Below are 21,112 nucleotides of genomic sequence, written 5' to 3'. Positions count from 1 at the left end.
AAAACACCTTCATTAAAGTCTCATAGGCATAACAACATAACTGGAATCACTGGCGTCAGACTCTTCCAGCAGGGCACTGCTATTAGGATCAGAAAGGGTAATCTTCACGGATTCACCTGAGATAACAGACAACACATCCAGCAAGTAACTGACGTTGAAGCCCATCTCCAGAGTTTCACCGTGGTATGCCAGACTGATTTCTTCTTCCGCTTCTTCCTGCTCAGGGTTATTTGCTATCACCTTTAGCAAGCCATCGGAAAGTATCAGGCGAATACCACGATACTTTTCATTGGAAAGAATGGAAGCACGTTGGAAAGCCTGACGAAGCTCCTGACGATCTCCAATAATAATCTTGTCACCACCACGGGGAATAACACGGTCATAATCCGGGAACTTCCCATCCACCAGCTTGGAGGTGAACATAAAGTCTCCGGTTTTCGCTCTGATATGGTTGGCACCCAAAGTAATATGAACCATCTCGTCTCCTTCTGTCAGAAGACGGGCCATCTCCATAATCCCCTTACGCGGGACGATAACCTGGTGACGGTCTTGCTGATTAATATCAGCATCAACGGTACACATAGCCAGACGATGGCCATCAGTAGCAACAAAACGCAGCGTATTCTGGCTGACTTCTATCAGCATACCATTCAGATAGTAACGAACGTCCTGTTGCGCCATGGCAAAGCCAGAACGATCAATCAATCGGCGCAAACGGCTCTGACCAATGGTAAAGGTCATTGAACCCGGTTCTTCGTCAATACTTGGGAATTCATTGGCGGGCAAAGTCGACAAAGTAAAACGAGAACGGCCTGCTTTCAGTTTGACTCGTTGATCATCCTGGGAAAACTCAATCAAAGCGTTTTCCGGAAGAGACTTACAGATATCCATCAGCTTCCTGGCTGGAACGGTAATTTCTCCGCCCTCAGAGACCTCATCCAGTGTCACTCTACCGACCAGTTCTACTTCCAGGTCAGTACCTGTCAGAGAGAGTTGATCACCGTCCACCACCATCAGGACGTTGGACAATACAGGTAGAGTCTGTCTGCGCTCAACAACACCCGCCACCAGTTGAAGTGGCTTGAGCAATGCTTCCCGATTAATGGTAAATTTCATCGCTTTCCTTTCTCTTGGCTATCTGGAAGTAAGTCACAATGACCTTCTTCCTGAATTCATTAAATATCTGCTGGCTGAATCAAAATCAGCTAGTCAGAGATCTCAAAAGATTTTTGTAATCATCACGGATTTCACCGTCTTCATCCACCAGCTCTTTCACTTTACGGCAGGCATGAAGCACAGTGGTATGATCTCGACCGCCGTAGGCGTCACCAATTTCAGGCAGACTGTGACTGGTCAGCTCCTTGGAAAGAGCCATTGCAATCTGTCTGGGCCGAGCCACAGAACGACTACGACGTTTAGATAGAATATCAGCTACCTTGATCTTGTAATACTCAGCCACTGTTCTTTGAATATTATCGATACTGACCTGCTTATCCTGCAAGGCAAGCAGATCCTTCAGGGACTCCCTGATGAGATCAATATCAATCTTGCGCCCCATAAAATGAGCACTGGCAATCACCCGTTTCAGAGCGCCTTCCAGCTCACGAACATTGGATCGAATTCGCTGGGCAATAAAGAAAGCCGCTTCATGGGGTAAATCAACTTTTTGCTGCTCTGCCTTCTTCATTAATATGGCTACTCGGGTTTCAAGCTCGGGAGGCTCCACTGCGACCGTCAGGCCCCAGCCAAATCGGGACTTTAATCGTTCCTCCACACCACTGATTTCCTTGGGGTAACGATCACAGGTCAGAATCATTTGCTGTCCCCCCTCAAGCAGGGCATTGAAGGTATGAAAAAATTCTTCCTGTGAGCGCTCTTTACCGGCAAAGAACTGGATGTCATCAATCAGCAGGGCATCGACGGAGCGATAGTAGCGTTTAAAGTCATTGATGGCATTTAATTGCAGCGCCTTGACCATGTCGGCAACAAATCGTTCGGAATGCAAATATACGACTCTGGCATTACGATTTTGACGAACCAGAGAATTACCCACGGCATGCATAAGGTGAGTTTTACCCAGGCCTACACCGCCGTATAAAAACAGTGGATTGTATGCAGCTCCCGGGTTTTCAGACACCTGACGGGCTGCTGCAAGTGCCAGCTGATTCGATTTACCTTCAACAAAGGTATCAAAGGTGAAGTGGGCATTCAGGGAACTGTTATGTTTTATTGAACCCTCGACTTCTATTTGTCGTCCGGAAGAAGGTTCTTCTTTCCTGGCAGGATGACTGCTGGCAGTGTCCTCTTTTGCTTTCAGAGGATTGACTTTCTTGGGTATGGCATGGGGCTCAATACTTTCAGACGACACAGGTTTACTAGTAGAAAGGCCCGATGCTTCACTGAGGCTGGACACCAGCTCCCGGGTCACCGCCTTCTTTTCTTCTACGACAGGCTTGGGTTGTTCAGGGCGTACAGGACTGCTGGCAGGCGAAGCACTCCTTCGGCTGAGAGACTGAGGGCGACGGTTCGAGACGGCCAGTGCCACCGCCGGAGCCTGTCCATCAGTCAGTTCATCAAGTATCTCTTCGATGCGCGGCAGAAACTTCTCTTTCACCCAGTCTGCGACAAAACGATTAGGAGCCAGCAGGCAAAGATCGTGTTCATCACCCATGACTTTCAATGGGCGAATCCAGGTATTGAACTGCTGTGAGGACAGTTCATCTTGAAGCAAGTCCACACACTTTTGCCAGAGCTCTAAGGGCACGGGCGCTCTCCTGAAAATGGGTGAAATGGAAGCCGGTCAGCCTGCCTGCTGGACGACTTCGCTAATGGCAGGAAACAGAATCTGTCCAGAAACACCTATTCCTCCACAGCAGAACAGTGCAGATACGCAAGAAGAACAGGCCAAAAAACAGCTTCAATTGTATCCTTTCAGGGAAAAGTTATCCACACCTTAAATTTGTTGAAAGCATGGCCAGAAAATAATCTTTTTACTTAATTATCAACACTCTATAAGCAAAAAGAGACGAAAAAAGAGACAATCAGTGATGAAAAAATAATGTGGAAAAGGCTGTGTTCACAAAGGCTGATGAAGGATGAGTGAGCTGTGAATAAGTATAATGCATCGACGTACTGTGTATAAGGTACCAAATTATACACAGGCTGTGAGCAGGCAGAGAACAGTATAGTTGCTTATTTTCTACACATTCACACACACGAACAAACCCAGAGTACAAAAGGCTTTACAGAACTTATCCACATAAAAAGTGTTGCCTAATATTTATTAAAAAAACAAAACACCATCACTCAAGTACATATGTATTATATGTACTTAATTTTCCAGAATGACTCTCAAAAGATTTTTAATTTATAAATGTCATTTGAAATTAGTGGTGTGTTATTTTTCCCTATATATAAAGGACGTAATTTCCCCTATAAAAATGCACTTTTACGATAACCCCACTTAATATCCGCAAAGAGCTGGCTGCCCTCTAAGGATTGAGCCCTGAGCCCAGGTGGCAAACTCTTGACAAATGCAAATTGACGCTTATCCCTCAATTACTTAGAATGCCCGTCTTTTTGTAAATCGATAAAACGAGTAACGTCATGAAAAGAACATTTCAGCCCAGTAATCTGAAGCGCAAGCGCACTCACGGTTTCCGTGCTCGCATGGCTACCAAGAACGGTCGTGCGGTAATCAACCGTCGCCGTGCCAAAGGTCGCAAGCGTCTGGCTGCCTGATTTGGACTGACAGGTGAGCTTCGCTTTTGGTCGCGATCTGCGACTTTGCTCAGCAGCTGATTTTAAGCAGGTTTTCAACCGTACGGATATCAAGGTCAGTAGTCGCCATTTACTGATACTGGCTTGCCAGAATGAGCTTGACCACCCCCGCCTGGGGTTGGTGATCGCCAAAAAAAATATCCGTAAAGCTACCGGCCGCAATCGAGTCAAACGACACATTCGGGAAACCTTTCGCCTCCATCAGGGGGAACTGGGAAACCTGGATATTGTTGTTCTGGCTAGAAGAGGTCTGGGTGAGCTGGAAAGCTGCGATATCAATAAACTGCTCACCCACCAATGGTTTAAACTGGCCAGACGTCGGAACGAGCAGAAGGTTTCCTGAATGGAGACCATTGCCTGAAACAGGCACTCTATGGGGCTGCGTGACAGTGGAGGTAGAAACTGCCTCCAGTCACTCTTCAGAAAGCCAGTCATACTGTCTCCACTCAAATCAGCCGATGCGTTTCCTGTCTATTCGGCACAGACAGAGTAAAGTCGACATGACCAGACCTGTGATTAATTTTCTCGTGCTTTTGCCCAGACGCTCTGCCATGGGATTGATCAAGGTGTACCGTTACTGCCTGAGCCCTATTATGGGCAGGCATTGTCGCTTTTACCCCAGCTGTTCCAGCTATTCACAGGAAGCTCTCCAACATCATGGTTTTCTGAAAGGCAGTTTTCTGACCTTGAAACGACTGCTGCGTTGCCATCCCTGGCATCCAGGAGGTTATGATCCGGTGCCTGCTCCCTTGGACAAGCAACGCCGGTCATCAGACGATCATATTCATCACCAAGACTCTTTGGCTCGGACATCATGGATCTGCAAAGAACACTCTTGATAGGTGCTATAGCCGTTGTTGGTGTGTTTACACTTCAGCAATGGAATGAAGATTACAATCAGACCCGGCCGGCCAGCGATGCTGTTGTGGCTAATGTCTCCACTTCTCAAAGTGGTTCTGATTTACCCACTATCTCACCATCATCTTCCTCTCCGGAAATTCTGGATGACAAGGTTCAGACTTCTGCTCAACTGATCAACGTTAAAACAGACACACTGAACCTTCAGATTGACCCCGCCGGTGGTGACATTGTCGGACTCAGCCTGCCCAAATACCCAGCCTGGCTGCCTGAAGAAGGCGAGAAAGCTACGCCTTTCCAGCTACTGGTTAACAGGCCCAACTGCACACCGGGTGAAGTGACCTGTGTCTACACTGCCCAAAGCGGCCTGATTGCTACTGATGGTCCCACCAACGATCAGAATCAGAGACCCCTCTACAGCACTGCACAGACCAGTTACACCTTGCCAGCCGGTCAGGACCAGCTGACGGTTAAACTGACTCGCAGCACTGGCGAAGTTCAGGTAACCAAAAGTTATACTTTTAAGCCCGGCTCCTATGAAGTCGTATTGGCTTACGAAATCGCCAACAACAGCGACAAGGAATGGCGTGACACCTTCTATGCTCAGCTGAAGCGGGATGGTTCAGAAGACCCAAGCTCAGTAAACTCCAGCGCCCCCATGAATACCTACCTGGGGGCGGCTGTTCGTTCTATTGATGAGCCATACAGAAAGCTGCCTTTCGATGATTTCCGAAAAGAGCCTTTCAAGGAAAGAGTCGAGGGTGGTTATGCAGCCATTCTTCAGCACTACTTTGTCAGTGCCTGGGTACCCGCTCAGGACAAGCCTCACAATTATTACACTCAGGAATCCCGTAACAATGAATACTATAGGGTGGGTTTCTACAACGACCCTCTGGTAGTCAATCCTGGTGAGAAAGTTGTCACCGGTGCAACGCTTTATGCTGGTCCTAAAGATCAGCCTGCCCTGAAGAATCTGGCGGATGGTCTGCAGCTGACCATGGACTTCGGCATGCTGTGGTTCCTGGCTCAGCCACTGTTCATGTTGCTGCAGTTTATCCATTCTCTGGTAGGCAACTGGGGTTGGGCAATTATCCTGCTGACAGTTTGTGTGAAAGCGGTATTCTATCCACTGAATCAGGCCAGCTTCCGTTCTATGGCTAAAATGCGCAAGCTGGGGCCAAAAATGCAGGAGCTGAAAGAAAGATACGGCGACGATCGCCAGAAGATGTCTCAGGCCATGATGGAGATGTACAAGAAAGAGAAGGTCAATCCAATGGGTGGCTGCCTCCCGATTCTTGTCCAGATGCCAGTATTCATTGCCCTCTACTGGGTGTTGCAGGAGGCTGTAGAGCTGCGTCAGGCACCCTGGCTCGGCTGGATTCAGGATCTGTCCCAGATGGACCCTTACTTCATCCTGCCGTTGATCATGGGTGCTTCCATGTTCGCGCAGCAGATGCTGAACCCGACACCTCCTGACCCTGTTCAGGCTAAAGTGATGAAGTTGATGCCGCTGATTTTCACCATATTCTTCCTGTGGTTCCCGGCAGGTCTGGTACTGTACTGGGTAACCAACAACATTCTGTCGATTATTCAGCAATACATCATTACCAAAAAGATCGAGAAAGAAGGCTCCTGAGTCTGAAAATCTCAAAAAAAACGGACCGCAATGGTCCGTTTTTTTAGATCCATGACGGCCATGGCACCAGCAGCCACCTTAGATTAGACTAATCATTTTTCTCATTTCTCAGCCAGTAATTGCTATGTCCGATCTCCGTGCACTCCATAAAGACACTATTGCCGCTCAGGCAACCGCTCCCGGAAGAGGTGGGGTGGGGATCATCAGGGTCTCAGGCCCTGAAGCTTTGTGGGTTGCCAGAGAGGTTCTGAAAATGGAGCCCAAGCCTCGTTACGCTCATTACGGTCCTTTTTACGATGAGCAGGATGAGGTTCTGGACGAAGGACTGGCTCTTTACTTTCCTAATCCAAATTCATTTACTGGAGAGGATGTCATAGAGTTCCAGGGACATGGTGGTCCTGTCATTTTGGACTTACTGTTGAAAAGAATTAATGCCCTTGGGGTCAGGCTGGCCAATCCCGGAGAGTTTTCCGAAAGAGCCTTCCTGAATGACAAGATGGATCTGGCGCAGGCCGAGGCCATCGCAGATCTGATCGACAGTACTTCAGAACAGGCAGCCAGATCGGCATTAAGATCACTGCAAGGCGCTTTCTCCAGAAGAGTCAACGAGCTGGTCGAATCCCTGATTGAACTGAGAATTTACGTTGAAGCTGCCATCGACTTTCCCGAAGAAGAGATTGATTTCCTGGCCGACGGCAAAGTGGCAGGCGATCTCAAAACCATCATCAGCCATCTTGCCCAGGTCATGAGAGAAGCGGGTCAGGGGGCTATTCAACGTGAAGGTATGACCGTAGTGATTGCCGGACGTCCCAATGCCGGTAAATCCAGCCTTTTGAATGCGTTATCAGGACGGGAGTCAGCTATTGTAACGGACATTGCCGGTACCACCCGTGATGTCCTCAGGGAACACATCAATATCGATGGTATGCCCTTGCATGTCATTGATACCGCCGGTCTGCGAGAGACAGATGATAAAGTCGAACAGATTGGTGTAGAACGTGCCTTCAGGGAAATAGAAGACGCTGATAGAGTACTCCTGATGGTGGACGGATCAACCACTGACGCAACCGATCCTCACGACATATGGCCTGAGTTTGTTGATCGACTGCCTTCCAGAGAAAAGCTCACTGTGATCCGTAACAAGATTGACCTGACAGGCGAACAGGCAGGCATAGAGGACGTTGAAGGGGTCCCCCTGATCAGGGCCTGTGCTATGAGAGAACACGGCCTGGACGCTCTCAGAGTGCACCTGAAAGCCTGTATGGGCTATGAGGGCGCCATGGAGGGTGGTTTTTCTGCCCGGCGCAGACATCTGGATGCGCTGCGAAGAGCAGAGGAGTTTCTGGATAACGGTCAGAAGCAGCTTGTATACATGGGGGCAGGTGAACTTCTGGCTGAAGATCTGCGACATGCCCAGAAGGCCCTGGGCGAGATTACCGGCGAGTTCTCCAGCGACGATTTGCTGGGCAGGATTTTCTCCTCGTTCTGTATTGGCAAGTAGGTGAAATTCAGAGGTTCAGTTTACTTTTTTAAGGTTTGCTCTGAAGTTTCAGGCTCTGCCTCCGTGGGTTTATCACCGGGTGGAGCCAGAAAGATCTTCAGGCGCTGCTTTGGTGTCAGGTGTTCACCTTTTGCTTCTCTAAACATATCCCGCCATTCAGAGAAGGTAACCGTCAGAGGGTTATGGCTGTTGACAGGCTTACTGACCCCGTAGCGCACAGTTTCTACTTCTGGTTCAAAGGTACCGAATAGCTTATCCCAGACGATCAGAACACCGGCATAGTTTTTATCGATGTAATGAGAGTTGATACCGTGGTGAACCCGATGATGGGACGGTGTGTTAAAAATAAGCTCGAACTTGCCAAGACTGCGAACCCACTGAGTATGGACAAAGAACTGAAGCCCCAGATTAAGCAGCACTGCAAAGATAACCCATTTAGGCTCAAAACCAATGATGACTAAAGGAACCCAAAACAGCCACATACCGGCAATTGGGTACATCAGGCTTTGGCGAAACGCGGTGCTGAAATTCATTCTTTGCGAACTATGATGTGCGACATGGGCAGCCCACATCCAGCGTATCCTGTGGCTGGCACGATGAAACCAGTAGTAGCAGAAATCCTGTAAGATCAGCAAAGCAACAAAGGAAGCTGCGTTCATTTCAATCTCTAGTAACTTCCAGCCAAAAAGCCAGAAATAGAGTTTGACGATCACCAGGCCTGTAACGATATCTGCCAGTTGATGCATACCTGCTAATGAGAAATTGCACAGTACTTCTGGCAGTTTATAGGCGGAATTTTCCGGAAGCATTCCGCCCCTTTGGCCGATGAAATATTCTGCCAACATTAAACCAATAAACAGCGGAGCCAGCAGCATCAGCAACCATTCGGGATGGTCAATAATCATTTGAAACTCCATCTTCTGCTTTCGTCAATAAGGGTTAACATTTGGCATAGTGATCTTTACTTTGCCCGGGTAAGTAGCCAAATAAACTAATGCTCTTTTGGGGCTTTAAGAGAGGCTTTCAGGTTGTCGAGCCAGAGCGTGATTCTTTTCTTGTTCGCGCCAAGATCGGAGTAGCCGTAATGTGAGCGAGAGTAAATGGCCAGTGTGCTGGTATCTTCCCCCTGACTATAAAAACGTACGGTAATGGTATCCGGATAGCCCATGAAAGGGGTTCTCTGAACGTAGTCGACCTGCTGACCATCGTCACTTGTCCGCAAGACTTCTACCTTCTCCTGACTTTGGGCAAGGTCTGAAAACCGCTCTTGCAGCTCTGTGACACCAACGTTCAGAACAGGGCTGATCTGATGGGGCTCTGCTAAAAACTTGCCTTCTGGCAAAACCAGATATTGATTGGGCTTTTCGTGTAGTTTTAATGTTTCAAAATCAATGACCCGGTCATCAATCGCTGTGAAAAGGAAGTCCAACATCAGATTTTCTCCGAATCAGTTTTCAGGGCGTCAGTATGACGGATCTGAGTGGAGCCTGAAAGACCCCTGTATGCGTTAAACCTCCCTAAGCTCATTTCAGGGCCTCAAGCATAATCAATATCCCTGATCACACCTTCGTCAGAAGTTTCCAGCAAAATCGGTTTGTGGATTTTGAGAATAGATTTAGCACCTTCATCACCACTGAGCAATGTTAAATCAGATTGCAGAAAAGCCGGAAATAAAACGGGATGAGCAGGGACGGGATCTGAATCTTCAGATTGATAGATTGGCCTGATGATTTTCTTGTACTCATTGTTTTTAAAGCTTTTTGTGAGCTGCCTGTAGGTGTCAAATTCAATGTAAGGCATATCTCCCAGGCAGAGAAGGATGTTTTGATCTTCAGGAATATTGTTAATAGCTATAACAATGGATGAGCTCATACCTCTTTCAAAGTCAGGGTTTTCAGTGTAAGCAAGACCGTATTTGTCTAATGAATGTTTAAGAATGTCATCCTGAGGCCTGACGATCACTAAAACCTGATTAACATGGGGCTGGACATTCAACGCACTAAGAATGGCCATTGGGATGCCGTTAATCTCATGCATCATTTTATGGCCATTAAATCGCGAGCCTTTGCCTGCAGCTAAGATAACCGCTGTTATTTTCTCGCAAGGGTTGAATTTTTTGATGTTAGCTGATGTCACAGGCGGTCGTCTGACTTATTTGATCTTCTTTCTTTTCCAGCGCCTTACCAGGCTGTATGCCATTTTTAATGGCAGTGATTTCAGCAAGAATAGAAAGTGCAATTTCTGCGGGGGATTTACTACCGATATTTAATCCAACCGGGCCATGGAGCTGGTTAACCTCAGCATCACTGAAATCAAAGTGCTCCCTGAGTCGTCTGCGACGCTCCTGATTGTTGAGTCTTGAGCCAAGAGCACCAACATAGAATGCATCGCTTTTTAGTGCTGTTAGTAAGGCCATGTCGTCTACTTTCGGGTCATGGGCTACTGCGACAATGGCAGTGCGGACATCGACATTTAAATCCTGAATGACATCATCGGGAAAGCCTTTTAATAACGGCAAGTCTTTTAAGGGCCAGTTGCTTCGATAATCAGGTCTGGGATCGCTAACCAAAACTTCAAATCCAAGGCCTTGTGCAAATTCAGCCAGATATCGGCCGGTTTCACCGGCACCAATCACCATTAATCGCCAGATTGGTCCAAAGACGTTTTGCCAGTGGGTTTGTGACAACCCTGGTTCTTGTTGCTTCCAGGGCTTATAAATCACTTGACCCGTTTCAAGGCTTACCTTTCTTAAGCAGGTTTTTCTCGCTTCAATGTGATCAATAAGAAATTTAACGTCTGCTACTTCATTGAGAGGCTCCGCCATGAGTTCCAGAGCCCCTCCGCAAGGTAATCCGAATCGGTGACGTTCTTCAGCAGTTTCTCCGTACATGATTTTTTGCACGAATCTGACAGGGTTTTGGGCTAGCTGTGCAATTAAATCTTCTTCAACACATCCGCCACTGACGCTACCAAAAAAGCGACCAGAAGAACTTACCACTAAAAGGGAACCTACCGGTCGGGGTGAGGTGCCCCAGGTTTTAGCGACACTGACCAGGGAGATTTCATCACCTTGTTCAAGACAAGATAAACAACCTTTCAGAACGTCTAATTGTGAACCTTGCATAGTGAACCTTTGCTTATACATTCCAGGCAGGATTCCGTCCCTCAGGCAGCCTCTGGGCAGTAAACTGCTGCAATACCTATCCAGCGGTTTGATGCTGAGGGACGAAGCTCGACAAATCAACTGAGTTTAAGAGGCAAGCTTCTTAAACGATTACCTGTTGCTGCAAAGATGGCATTGCCCACAGCCGCTGCAATTGGCGGCAGGCCTGGTTCACCTACACCGCTTGGTGCTTCATCACTGTCAACGATGACTACATCAATTTCTGGTGATTCATGCATTCGCAGTATCGGGTAATCATGGAAGTTACTTTGAACCACTGCACCGTCTTTGAGTGTGATCTCTCCGTAGAGAGCAGCGGTTAAACCAAATAAGATGCCACTTTCCATTTGTTGGATAACTATTTCGGGGTTAACCGCTAAACCGCAATCTACCACACAAGTCACTTTGTGAACTTTGATTTGGCCGTTGTTCACAGATACCTGTGCGATTTCTGTCACATAGGACATGAACGAAGTATGAGCTGCTACGCCATGATAATGACCTTCTGGTAAAGGTTTTCCCCAGCCCGCTTTGTTGGCAGCAATTTTTAGAGTGTTCGCCAATCGAGGATTATTTTTCAAGTGTTTAAGGCGATAGTCGACAGGATCCTGTTTTTGCAAAATGGCGATTTCATCCATCATGCTTTCTTTAAAGAAACCACTGAATGAGTGACCAACACTTCGCCAAAAACCTATGGGCAGTCCCGGATCAACCGTGACATGGTCAACGGATTTATGGTCGGCATCATAGTCTTCGAATAAGCCTTCTACTGAAGTAGGATCTACCGTCCAGCCATCAAACAGGCCGTAACCGGCTTTACTGATCCAGTCGACCATACCGTCAGGCAGGAATGCTGGCATCATGGCATCGGCCAGTTCATCCATGGTATAAGGTATGACGTTTGCACCAGAGCGCTTAACGTTCCAGCTGTCGATATTACCGTCTTTATCTAAGCCAACTTGAAACTTAGCCAGGGTCGCAGGGCGGTAATAGTCGTGTTTTGTATCATCTTCGCGACTCCAGATCAGTTGCACTGGCAGGCCTGATGCCTTGGCTATGGAAACGGCTTCGGCAACAAAGTCGCTTGATATACGACGTCCGAATCCTCCCCCGAGGAATGTACTATGAATCGTGACATCATCTTTTGCTACATCACCATAAAAAGCACCCAGTTTGGCGGCAATTCCGGGGTTTTGGCTTCCTGTCCAAATGTCTAATTTGTCACCCGTGAATTTCGCAGTACAATTCATAGGTTCCATGGTGGCGTGAGCCAGGAAAGGGGCCCAGTATTCTCCAGATACAAGGGTGTCGGAAGCTTTTAAGGCATTGCGACCCTCTCCTTCTTCGTGTGCATTATCCGCTTCATCGCTATCCAAAGCTTCTTTAAAGAGTTGTTTACCGTTACCTGCTTCAGTGGCAGCGCTGGAAAAGTTTGAAAGGGTTTCAGGTAATTCCCACTGCACGTCTAACAGAGGTAAGGCCGCTTTTGCCTGATAGTAATGATCAGCAACCACTGCTACACCGTTGAAGATTCTGACAACAGCTTTTACGCCGGGCATGCTTTTCACTTTGCTGTCATCAAAGCTTTTCACAGTGCCACCAAATACCGGGCAACGCTTTAACACAGCCCGGTGCAGGCCCTCAAATTCTACATCCAAACCAAATTCCGCCAAGCCTGTGCTTTTTGCTACAGCATCAAGACGTTTTGAGTATTTACCAATATATTTGAAGTCTGCTCTTTTCTTGATGGGTGTGTCTTCAGGAAGGCTCAATTGAGAAGCCGCTTCGCTGAATGCACCGTAAGGTAGCTTTTTACCTTTGGCTACAATCATTCCATTATCAGTTTGAATTTGATCAACTGACAAATGAAGTACCTTTGCTGCAGCTTGTCGAATAACCATACGAACATTTGCCGCCATTTGGCGAAGTGGAATGAAATGAGTACGAATACTGTTGCTGCCACCTGTTAGTTGCAGCCCATATTCCGGGTTTGCATATTCTTCGCAGGCGCCAACCTGTTTAACCTTGATTTTATCTGGATGAACGTCGAGTTCTTCTGCCAGCACTGTGGTCAGGCCTGTGTATACGCCCTGTCCCATTTCCGAGCGGGGAAGATAAAAATAGATTTCATTATTGCCGGTAATTTGCAGCAAAGCATTGGGTTGCAGATCACCGGTCATATTATTGTGGGATTTATTGCTGGCACAGGCAGTCAGTGGAATTCCAACGACCAGACCGCCACCAATAATGCCCAGTTTTTTGAGAAAGCTACGGCGGGAGCTGTTTTCTAATGCCTGTTCGTTTTTCGTTAGCAATTTTTTTTGCTCAGTGACACTCATGATTGCACTTCCTGTGTGTCCAGTGAAGAAGTTGCCGTTGGATCAAACGGTTGCACGGCTTGCAAACGGCCTTTGCCATTTCTTAAATCTGCTGCTGCATTTTTGATGGCTTTTTTCACATTAGGATAAGTACCGCAGCGGCATAGGTTGCCGCTCATGGCGTTGTCGATGTCACTGTCACTGGGGTTTTTATTCTGGCTTAGTAATGCGGTAGCACTGATGATTTGCCCGCTCTGGCAATAGCCACATTGTGGAACGCCGACTTCTACCCAGGCGTTCTGTAAAGTGGACATCATTTCTGGATTACCAATGCCTTCAATGGTGGTTATATTTCTATTGGCCACGGCCTGAACGGGCATAATGCAGGTTCGGGAACTCACACCATCGATTAACATGCTGCAGGCACCACATAAGCCCATACCGCAACCGAATTTTGTACCTTTCATTTTTAAATGTTCGCGAACCACCCAAAGCAAGGGTGTATCGCCCGGTGCGTCTACATTGACTGTTTGTCCATTGAGTTTAAAGCTAATCACTTGTCCCACCCGGCTGTGCCAGTTTCTTATCTGGCTCATAAGTTTTGATAGACTTTGAGCCATTTATTATTTTTGTGGTTTACAGAAACCACTTTATATCCGTCGTTTATACTGCTTAAACAATTGTCCCGGCAGCCCGGCGAAAGTGGTATCAGTTGTGGGTCATTATACGGAACTCTACCCACAAACATAGTGGGAAATCTGGTCACATTTTCAAAGACGACAATGGCCTTACAGAGAGAGCGGGCATGAATGGTTCATAGAAGCAGTTCGGATCAGACTGACAACCTGATTTTGTTTTCAGGATACTCAGGCTTGGCTGCAGCGGGTAAAACATAAACTCTGAAGCATCAGATTGAATCCCCTTTCTGATCAAACAGAAGCAGGTCGTGAGGTCTTACCGAAATATCCACAGGTGTGCTTTCAGGGAACGGGGTTGAGTTTTCCACAACCAGAACATTTTCTTTCAGCTTAACCTCGGTCCTTAATCGGGTTCCCATAAACTGCTGGCTTTTGATCTGGGCAGGATTCACCGGTTTTTCGCACCGACACCTTTCAATCGAAAACATTTGTGGACGGATAAACAGCTCCGCAGTCTGACCGGGGTCTGCTGAAATATCAGTGGATGACTCAACGACACCGACTGGTGTTGAAACGGTGCGACTGTTTATTACTTCACAGGGCAGGAGATTTCCAGACCCCATAAACTCTGCCACAAAACGAGATGCCGGGCGGTTATAGACGTCGAAAGAGTGACCTCGCTGCAGAATATTGCCATTGTGCATAATGGCAACGGAATCGGCAAAGGCAAAACCTTCATCACGGTTATGGGTGACAAACAGTCCAGTGACTTTCTGTTGCTTGAGAATATCCCTGACCTCCCTCACCAGTTTCTGTCTTACCTGACTGTCAATATTGGAAAAAGGTTCATCCAGCAACAACAGGGAAGGGTTGTTAGCCAGGGCTCTGGCAATGGCAACACGTTGCTGCTGGCCGCCGGAAAGTTCATGAGGATAGCGCTTGTCCAGGCCAGAAAGGTTGACCAGCTCCAGCATGGCTTCCACACGCTTACGGGTATCTCTGCGGGAAAGGTTTTTCAAACCAAAAGCAATATTGTGAAACACGTTCAGATGAGGGAACAGAGCGTAGTCCTGAAAGATCATCCCCATTCCACGCTGTTCCGGGGGCAGTGTTCCATGGACTGAACTGACGACCTGACCGTGCAGGGAAATGGTCCCTGCAGAAGGCTGAAGAAGACCTGAAATGGCTTTTAAAAGCGTGGTTTTGCCGCAGCCGCTTCGACCCAGCAGGCAAACAATTTCTCCCTGTTCTACCTCAAGGCTCAGGTTAGAGAGTACTTCTGTCTGTTCATAACGGCAGCTCAGGCCAGCAATTGTCAGGGCGGTCATTTTTGTTCTGCCTCCAGTGAACGGTTCAGAAGTATCAGTGGTATCAGCCCGGCCAGTACCATTATCAATGCTGCCAGAGCAGCCTCTTCCAGTCTTTCATCGGAAACAAACTGGAAAACCCGGGTAGCCAGTGACTCAAAGCCAAAAGGTCTTAAAAGGAGAGTCGCCGGCAGCTCTTTCATGGATTCGATAAAAACCAGCAGAAATCCGGTCAACAAGCCTTTGCGAATCATGGGAATATGAACGCGCCTCACCATTTCTGAAGGTTTGCATCCCAGTGTTCGGCTGGCCATATCCAGAGACGGGGAAACTCTTCCCAGGCTGGATTCAACACTGCCAACGGCCACGGCAGAGAAACGAACGGTATAGGCGAAAACAAGCGCAAATATCGAGCCACTGAAAATCAGGCCAACGGGCGGTAACTCAAAGGCCATAATCAAATCATTCAAACCGTGGTCAGACAGGGTTAATGGGGTTAACACCGCTATCGCCAGAACATTTCCGGGAAAGGCATATCCGCTAGAAACCAACCGGGAAGGAATATTGGCAAAGCGACTGCCCTGAAGGCGCTGATACAGTCCCAGAAATAAGGCGACCAGTGTTGCAGATGTGGCTGCGGTTAATGAAACCTTCAAACTGTTGAAGCTGTAAGTCAGCCATTCCTGGTTCCAGGAATCACTGAAATATCGGAAAACGTAATCCAGCAAAATAGCAGCAGGTAGAAGAAAGCCCAATATGACCAGCATCCAGCACCAGAACAAGGCCAGGGCCTTTTTCCAACCCCTCAAAACGGAGGCTTTCCTGTGGTCCTGCCCGGTGCTTTTCTGGTACAGCTGTTGTCTCCTGCGACTGAAGCTTTCCAGTGAGATCAGCAGCATCACTGCAACCAGCATGATAGCTGAAAGTTTGGCAGCGGCATTCAAACTGCCATAACCCAGCCAGGTATCATAGACAGCTGTCGTGAGAGTCGGTACAGCAAAGTAATCAACCGTGGCAAAATCACCCAGTGTTTCGATACCCATGAGGGCAAGGCCGGTGACAATAGCCGGTCTGGCCATGGGGATTGAGACCCTCAGAAAACTGGAAACAGGAGAGCATCCGAGCAACCGGCTGGCAAGCATCTGACTCTGGGAATGTTCAAGAAATGCGGTTCTGGCCAGTAGATAAAGATAAGGATAAAGCACTAGCGCCAAAATGATGACTGCGCCACCCAGACTGCGAATATCCGGGAAAAAATAATCCGCAGCACTCTGCCAACCCGTTAAATCCCTCAGCAGTCTTTGCACAGGGCCTGCGTATTCCAGCAGGTCTGTATAGATATAGGCGACCACGTAAGAGGGCATGGCCAGAGGCAGTACCAGAAGCCATTGCAGATAACGTTTACCGGGAATTTCACAGTTTGCCATGATCCAGGCTGCAGGAAGGGCAAGGATCAAACCCAGAATACCGACACCCAGGATCAACAATACGGTGTTGAGGATATAAGTGCCCAGCACAGTATTTCGCAGATGAGCAAAAATCTCACCGCTAGGCGCCGAGGCCTCATAGACCAGAGCCAAAAACGGAGTAAAAAGCAGAAGAGCCAGCAACCAGCTGCCAGCTCTCCAGAAGATCGAAAGGCCTTGTCTTGAATATGACTTATCAATGCCACACTGCAAAGAGAGTGGTGATAAGTCATTTTCCTGTGTTTCTAAGGCGGTAAGCACCTGTTTCATGAAAGTCTGTTTAAATATCTGTCCGAACTCTGCCAAGCGGCCAATTTTACAGAAAACGGAATGAATATCAGTAAAATTTGCATCTGTCTTTCAAACAGCAACGCAATTAGGGCCCCGGCCTGCAAAATTGCTTTTACGTCAGAAAATCGCCTTAACGTGCTGATATATCTGAAATAAATGGCTTCATCGACAGCTTCCATTTGTTCGTCTGCAAGTGCCGAATGAAAGCACTTGCAGATGTAGTCAAGTCAGAACAAATTAGCCTTGTTTACTCGGAAACCAGTATGAGCCTCCTTTGGGGATGTGGCCTTCTTTACGACCGTATTTTTCTCTTATAACTTCTATTGCTTTTTCTGAAATAACTCCGGGAGCATAGTCCATCATTGCAACAAACTCGTCGAATGAGGGATGCTCTTTCCAGTAACCATCATCTATCGCTCTTTCCAGAGAGCGGTCAAAATGAGAACGGAATACTTTTAAAGCTGCATTTATTTGCTCGTCGAGCCCAAACGCCGAATGTATGGCGCTGTATGCTTTTTCCTTAGAGTCTTCTCTATCAACAAAACCTTCTGGCTTATAACCCAATGCCTTCACTGCCTTTTCATAATTTAAGTGGCGATCTTCATGCCATTTCAAGTCGTCAGCTATGTCTGCACAATACGTGAACCCACAATATTTGCATTTAGCCATGCCTGATCCTTGGTCCTCTTGCAGAGAAGCAATATATTTTTTATGCAGTGTAATCGCCTCATGATAATGTCGAAGCTTTGCTAGTTTCTGAGCTGCATAATCCAGTCTCTGAGAGTGTCCTAAGTCAGGATGGGTTGTCTTGAGTTTCTTTGCAAAAAACTTAATTTCGGCAAGCCAAAGGTAGCCATAGTGGTTGCTATTGCTCATAGTGGAACCTAATCATAGTGTTAGATATTCCGTAGTCCACTTAAGGAATGACCTTGATCAGGCCGCAACTGAGGAGGTAGTGCAAGATGCTTTGCCAATGTGGACAGCAGGCTCCTACCCAAGCCATGAGGCAAGATTAACGGCTTAATTTTGTGAAATCAATATTTCCGATACCTGTGTGTCACTGCGCTATTCCTCACCTTGAGAGCGGTTTTGATAATGCTCTGTATTCCCGAAGATATTTCTTGACCAGCCAATCTTTACCATGCTGTAAAGTGACAGCACCCGAATCGTGCAACTGCCGTCCATACTGCACAAGTTTTTGAATGTCACTTTCATATATGAATCTTGAAGCAAGTATTTCTCCTTGGTTTGGATGAGAAAAGGTTTTCGGATTTGCGAGCCAACGGCTTAATCTGGAATCTTCAGGGGATAATAAAAATAAAGCTTTTATTGCCCTGATCATACCCACATAAAATAACCTTCTTTCTTCTTCTAAGCCTAACTTTTCCAATGGATTATCATTGCTAATGTCAAAATTTCCGGATGGAAATTGCTCGTCATATAAGTCAGCCATAATGACATATGGAAACTCTAAACCTTTTGATCGATGGCAAGTCATAAGACTTACTGAGTTTTCATCTTCTATTGGTAACGGACTGATTAATTGACTAATGAAAACATTAGGGGCAATATTGTTATCACTCAGTACCTGTCCGAATAAAGATAAAGTCCTAACCCTGTGATTTGAATCAATAGTTGAATTTGATTTTTTATCCCATAGAGAGAATAAATCAGCAGTTCTTACCATATGATCAAAAATAGAAAAAGCCGATATTTCTTTTTGCTTTATTTCTATATTGTGTAGCTCTTTCATTATTTTTGATAATTCAGATAAGTCTTTTTTGTTTAGCTCTCTGGCTGCTTGCTCAAGGACAATACATAGATTGATAGTATCATCTTTTGCAATCTCTTTTGCTATTTTCTTTGCATCAGAAATTTTTAAAAATGGACTCATACCTCGAAGGAATCGGCTAATAAAGTTATCGTTTCTAACTCTTTCCGGGCATAGTTTCTTGTGCATTAAGAAATGCATTAGTAAGCCAATGGTGCAGAAAACATCTTGACTTGAATCATCATGTTTCGTCTTGCCTTTATAAGGAATACAAAATAACCTCATCAAAAATTGTATTAACAAAAGTTGAGCATTATTTCTCGTCAAAACGGAAATATCACTAAGAGGTATATTCTTGTTTTTCATTGTCTGAATAAGAGTAATCAAAGAAATACTTGGCTTATTGCTTTCTATTAATTTAACTTTTGTATCTGGTGTTGATAGGTGAGAAATACAGATTTTTTTCTCTCTTTTCTGATTGTTATTAATGACCGAGTTTGCAACCAAGGATAATGAATGTCCGAACCGAAATGTAGTGGTCAGTTTGTAAAATGAGCTGCCAGGGAAGGTTCGCAAAAATACTTCATCACTCATCAGGTCTGGCCTAGAGCCTCTCCAGCTATAAATACACTGGTCTTCGTCACCAACAGCATTTATGACTCCCCCCGTTTGACATAGGGAAGTAAGCAGCCTGTTTTGACCAATATTGATATCCTGATATTCATCTACCAGTATGTATTGATATCTAGGCAAACTGAGATCAGTAGAGTACAAGGTATTAACCAAATCTGGAATCCAGTCCTCCTCAGTACGAATATTATGAGCCAGCCGTTTCTCTTCAAAACCCTTATAAGCTCTCTCAAAGAGTTCTTGTTCTTCTGTCGTTTCTATGTATGGGTTGTAACACTCTGCCTTTAGGTTTCTAACCTTATCTATAAACTCTTCAGTCAGCTTATACTCATCATACTCTTTACGCTCTTTTTGAGCGTATTCCCTCAATGTATCTCTTAATAAATGTTTGCGAATTTCTTTATCTTCATCAGCTTCACCCTTAAAAATATTAAGATAGCCGTATTTTGAAGCTTTTTTTAATTCTTCGAGAGCAAATGAATGAAATGTACAAACCCTAACATTATTAGGTATAACCTTTTTGTTATGAGGGATGTTGAATCTCTTTTCAGACAGTTTTTTTGAAAAACTATCTCTTGCATCTCGATTAAACATCAAAACTAATATATCTTGCGGTGCTATCTTTTTTTTGTTTATTAAATAGCAAATCCTTCCAACCAAGGTCTTGGTTTTTCCAGACCCAGGAACTGCTCTGACAAGCATGTGGCCATTTTCATGTGAAATAACTTTTTTTTGTTCATGCGTATAATAAATCATGATTGAATTTCCTTATACTCAATGCATCGAGTAGCTTCAATAGGAAAAACAGCCTGACTTTTCAGTGTACAAAATATTTTTTTATAACTGCTGTTTATCTGTGAGTGTTCGCAGCAATAGCATCGAACCTCAATGTAACCTTTGCTTTGAGACTTTCGATATAACTTGGCGATTTCAGTCTTACTCGGAAAATCGTCACTGTAGAGTGTTGCTATGAATTGACTGGTTGCTTCCTGCTCTTGTAATGCTGAAAGTTTGATGTCTGTTATTGATAGGTCTGACTGTTTATTTACAGTGATTTTTTTTGCACTTGTTGGACATTTCTCTATTAGGCACTGCTTTGCTTCAAATTCAGACAATATAAAGTTGTAAAATTTAACTTCATCACCGCTTTTTATTCCGTCTGACCAAAGAGATTCAATTTCAAGAGCATCCTGAATCTGGAATTCTATAATTTTTGCTCCCGTAGAGATTTTCTTGTCTTCACACTGGTGTGTAACAGCAAACTCTATGAGCAATAAACGCTCAGGATTGTTCGATGAACTTAAAAGTAAATCGGGTCTTATTTTGTAATCATATCGATCCAGAACCACTTCTTTTTGTGGGCATGATATCTGGTCAAAAGACCGTGTTAGGTCATGAGTAATAAGCTTTTCATATCGACACTTCAGTGACTCGCAGTTGGTTTGGACTGTTGGGCAGATCTGTATTGAGTTAACATGTATATAAAACGGTCTTTTTTCTTCCAATGCAGCTTGATAATCGCGGTGGAAGAGGATTTTGCCTAATTTGTGTAGGTATGTTTCTCCTGTGCAGGGTGGAGAATTATAGTGCCGGAAATAGTTTATTCTTTCGCCTTCTGTTTTTGCTACCATTCTTTCCTGGCAATTCAGGCATGTATAACGTCTGCTTTTATGTGCGCTGTTAATGTGAAGAACAACACCATTTTCGTTGTAAGCGTAAGGATAATGAGGCTCTTTCATAAGGATTTTGAAGA

General features: G+C 45.8%; 19 protein-coding genes. 5 read left to right on the top strand and 14 right to left on the bottom strand.

The annotated features are described in order from the left end of the window. Window positions 1-12 precede the first annotated feature (12 nt). Entirely contained in the window at window positions 13-1,116 is a 1,104-nt protein-coding gene (gene dnaN / locus ACO6VG_RS05990) for a DNA polymerase III subunit beta (RefSeq protein ID WP_422136074.1), read from the bottom strand. A gap of 85 nt (window positions 1,117-1,201) precedes the next feature. Continuing rightward, window positions 1,202-2,764, bottom strand: a complete 1,563-nt coding sequence (gene dnaA / locus ACO6VG_RS05985; RefSeq protein WP_422473144.1) for a chromosomal replication initiator protein DnaA — start codon at window positions 2,762-2,764, stop codon at window positions 1,202-1,204. A gap of 842 nt (window positions 2,765-3,606) precedes the next feature. Here dnaA and rpmH point away from each other — a divergent pair. The 5 genes from rpmH to mnmE all read left to right on the top strand — a co-directional run bounded on the left by rpmH (window position 3,607) and on the right by mnmE (window position 7,775). Next, a complete protein-coding gene (gene rpmH, locus ACO6VG_RS05980; RefSeq protein ID WP_252177766.1) occupies window positions 3,607-3,741 on the top strand; it encodes a 50S ribosomal protein L34 in 135 nt (44 codons plus the stop codon). Window positions 3,742-3,754: 13 nt separating this feature from the next. Further along, window positions 3,755-4,123 carry a ribonuclease P protein component gene (gene rnpA / locus ACO6VG_RS05975; RefSeq protein WP_422136072.1) on the top strand — a complete coding sequence of 123 codons (369 nt, stop codon included), beginning with the start codon at window positions 3,755-3,757 and terminating at the stop codon, window positions 4,121-4,123. 115 nt (window positions 4,124-4,238) lie between these two features. Next, on the top strand, window positions 4,239-4,619 hold the full coding sequence (gene yidD / locus ACO6VG_RS05970) for a membrane protein insertion efficiency factor YidD (protein ID WP_422137051.1): 381 nt from the start codon (window positions 4,239-4,241) through the stop codon (window positions 4,617-4,619). Further along, entirely contained in the window at window positions 4,595-6,274 is a 1,680-nt protein-coding gene (gene yidC, locus ACO6VG_RS05965) for a membrane protein insertase YidC (RefSeq protein WP_422139390.1), read from the top strand. Before yidD ends, yidC begins: the two co-directional genes overlap by 25 nt. 124 nt (window positions 6,275-6,398) lie before the next feature. Beyond that, window positions 6,399-7,775: a tRNA uridine-5-carboxymethylaminomethyl(34) synthesis GTPase MnmE gene (gene mnmE / locus ACO6VG_RS05960; RefSeq protein WP_422136070.1), complete on the top strand. Its 1,377-nt coding sequence runs from the start codon at window positions 6,399-6,401 to the stop codon at window positions 7,773-7,775. Window positions 7,776-7,795: 20 nt separating this feature from the next. Here mnmE and ACO6VG_RS05955 read toward each other — a convergent pair whose 3' ends face one another. The 12 genes from ACO6VG_RS05955 to ACO6VG_RS05900 form a co-directional block, all read right to left on the bottom strand. After that, complete coding sequence (locus ACO6VG_RS05955) at window positions 7,796-8,680, bottom strand: sterol desaturase family protein (protein ID WP_422136069.1); 885 nt, start codon at window positions 8,678-8,680, stop codon at window positions 7,796-7,798. 86 nt (window positions 8,681-8,766) lie between these two features. Then, the gene (locus ACO6VG_RS05950; protein WP_422136068.1) at window positions 8,767-9,207 is read right to left on the bottom strand and encodes a DUF1499 domain-containing protein; all 441 of its coding nucleotides are present in this window, start codon (window positions 9,205-9,207) and stop codon (window positions 8,767-8,769) included. Window positions 9,208-9,311: 104 nt separating this feature from the next. Continuing rightward, complete coding sequence (locus ACO6VG_RS05945; protein ID WP_422136067.1) at window positions 9,312-9,911, bottom strand: nucleotidyltransferase family protein; 600 nt, start codon at window positions 9,909-9,911, stop codon at window positions 9,312-9,314. Then, window positions 9,898-10,899, bottom strand: a complete 1,002-nt coding sequence (locus tag ACO6VG_RS05940; RefSeq protein WP_422473142.1) for an XdhC family protein — start codon at window positions 10,897-10,899, stop codon at window positions 9,898-9,900. Before ACO6VG_RS05940 ends, ACO6VG_RS05945 begins: the two co-directional genes overlap by 14 nt. A gap of 116 nt (window positions 10,900-11,015) precedes the next feature. Beyond that, window positions 11,016-13,277, bottom strand: coding sequence for a molybdopterin cofactor-binding domain-containing protein (locus ACO6VG_RS05935; RefSeq protein ID WP_422473140.1), 2,262 nt, complete (start codon window positions 13,275-13,277; stop codon window positions 11,016-11,018). Then, entirely contained in the window at window positions 13,274-13,813 is a 540-nt protein-coding gene (locus ACO6VG_RS05930) for a (2Fe-2S)-binding protein (protein WP_422473138.1), read from the bottom strand. The genes ACO6VG_RS05935 and ACO6VG_RS05930 overlap by 4 nt, the downstream gene beginning before the upstream one ends. A gap of 350 nt (window positions 13,814-14,163) precedes the next feature. Further along, window positions 14,164-15,222: an ABC transporter ATP-binding protein gene (locus ACO6VG_RS05925; protein WP_422136063.1), complete on the bottom strand. Its 1,059-nt coding sequence runs from the start codon at window positions 15,220-15,222 to the stop codon at window positions 14,164-14,166. Further along, a complete protein-coding gene (locus ACO6VG_RS05920) occupies window positions 15,219-16,937 on the bottom strand; it encodes an ABC transporter permease (RefSeq protein ID WP_422136062.1) in 1,719 nt (572 codons plus the stop codon). The genes ACO6VG_RS05925 and ACO6VG_RS05920 overlap by 4 nt, the downstream gene beginning before the upstream one ends. Then, entirely contained in the window at window positions 16,934-17,137 is a 204-nt protein-coding gene (locus ACO6VG_RS05915) for a hypothetical protein (RefSeq protein ID WP_422473136.1), read from the bottom strand. The genes ACO6VG_RS05920 and ACO6VG_RS05915 overlap by 4 nt, the downstream gene beginning before the upstream one ends. A gap of 58 nt (window positions 17,138-17,195) precedes the next feature. Then, window positions 17,196-17,834: a hypothetical protein gene (locus tag ACO6VG_RS05910; RefSeq protein WP_422136060.1), complete on the bottom strand. Its 639-nt coding sequence runs from the start codon at window positions 17,832-17,834 to the stop codon at window positions 17,196-17,198. A 196-nt stretch (window positions 17,835-18,030) separates the two neighbouring features. After that, window positions 18,031-20,115 carry an ATP-dependent helicase gene (locus ACO6VG_RS05905; protein ID WP_422473134.1) on the bottom strand — a complete coding sequence of 695 codons (2,085 nt, stop codon included), beginning with the start codon at window positions 20,113-20,115 and terminating at the stop codon, window positions 18,031-18,033. Beyond that, on the bottom strand, window positions 20,112-21,098 hold the full coding sequence (locus tag ACO6VG_RS05900) for a hypothetical protein (protein WP_422136058.1): 987 nt from the start codon (window positions 21,096-21,098) through the stop codon (window positions 20,112-20,114). Before ACO6VG_RS05900 ends, ACO6VG_RS05905 begins: the two co-directional genes overlap by 4 nt. Window positions 21,099-21,112: the final 14 nt, after the last annotated feature.

This window comes from Endozoicomonas sp. ALB032, assembly GCF_049310125.1.
Classification (GTDB): Bacteria; Pseudomonadota; Gammaproteobacteria; order Pseudomonadales; family Endozoicomonadaceae; genus Endozoicomonas_A.
Note: the sequence above shows the minus strand (reverse complement) of the source record. Positions and strands in the feature narration are given on the sequence as shown.

What these genes read in the sequence shown, in the direction of transcription:
- dnaN (WP_422136074.1), bottom strand. Translation starts at nt 1,116, where the DNA reads ATGAAATTTACCATTAATCGGGAAGCATTGCTCAAGCCACTTCAACTG.
- rpmH (WP_252177766.1), top strand. Translation starts at nt 3,607, where the DNA reads ATGAAAAGAACATTTCAGCCCAGTAATCTGAAGCGCAAGCGCACTCAC.
- yidD (WP_422137051.1), top strand. Translation starts at nt 4,239, where the DNA reads ATGCGTTTCCTGTCTATTCGGCACAGACAGAGTAAAGTCGACATGACC.
- yidC (WP_422139390.1), top strand. Translation starts at nt 4,595, where the DNA reads ATGGATCTGCAAAGAACACTCTTGATAGGTGCTATAGCCGTTGTTGGT.
- mnmE (WP_422136070.1), top strand. Translation starts at nt 6,399, where the DNA reads ATGTCCGATCTCCGTGCACTCCATAAAGACACTATTGCCGCTCAGGCA.
- ACO6VG_RS05955 (WP_422136069.1), bottom strand. Translation starts at nt 8,680, where the DNA reads ATGATTATTGACCATCCCGAATGGTTGCTGATGCTGCTGGCTCCGCTG.
- ACO6VG_RS05950 (WP_422136068.1), bottom strand. Translation starts at nt 9,207, where the DNA reads ATGTTGGACTTCCTTTTCACAGCGATTGATGACCGGGTCATTGATTTT.
- ACO6VG_RS05940 (WP_422473142.1), bottom strand. Translation starts at nt 10,899, where the DNA reads ATGCAAGGTTCACAATTAGACGTTCTGAAAGGTTGTTTATCTTGTCTT.
- ACO6VG_RS05935 (WP_422473140.1), bottom strand. Translation starts at nt 13,277, where the DNA reads ATGAGTGTCACTGAGCAAAAAAAATTGCTAACGAAAAACGAACAGGCA.
- ACO6VG_RS05925 (WP_422136063.1), bottom strand. Translation starts at nt 15,222, where the DNA reads ATGACCGCCCTGACAATTGCTGGCCTGAGCTGCCGTTATGAACAGACA.
- ACO6VG_RS05920 (WP_422136062.1), bottom strand. Translation starts at nt 16,937, where the DNA reads ATGAAACAGGTGCTTACCGCCTTAGAAACACAGGAAAATGACTTATCA.
- ACO6VG_RS05915 (WP_422473136.1), bottom strand. Translation starts at nt 17,137, where the DNA reads ATGGAAGCTGTCGATGAAGCCATTTATTTCAGATATATCAGCACGTTA.
- ACO6VG_RS05910 (WP_422136060.1), bottom strand. Translation starts at nt 17,834, where the DNA reads ATGAGCAATAGCAACCACTATGGCTACCTTTGGCTTGCCGAAATTAAG.
- ACO6VG_RS05905 (WP_422473134.1), bottom strand. Translation starts at nt 20,115, where the DNA reads ATGATTTATTATACGCATGAACAAAAAAAAGTTATTTCACATGAAAAT.
- ACO6VG_RS05900 (WP_422136058.1), bottom strand. Translation starts at nt 21,098, where the DNA reads ATGAAAGAGCCTCATTATCCTTACGCTTACAACGAAAATGGTGTTGTT.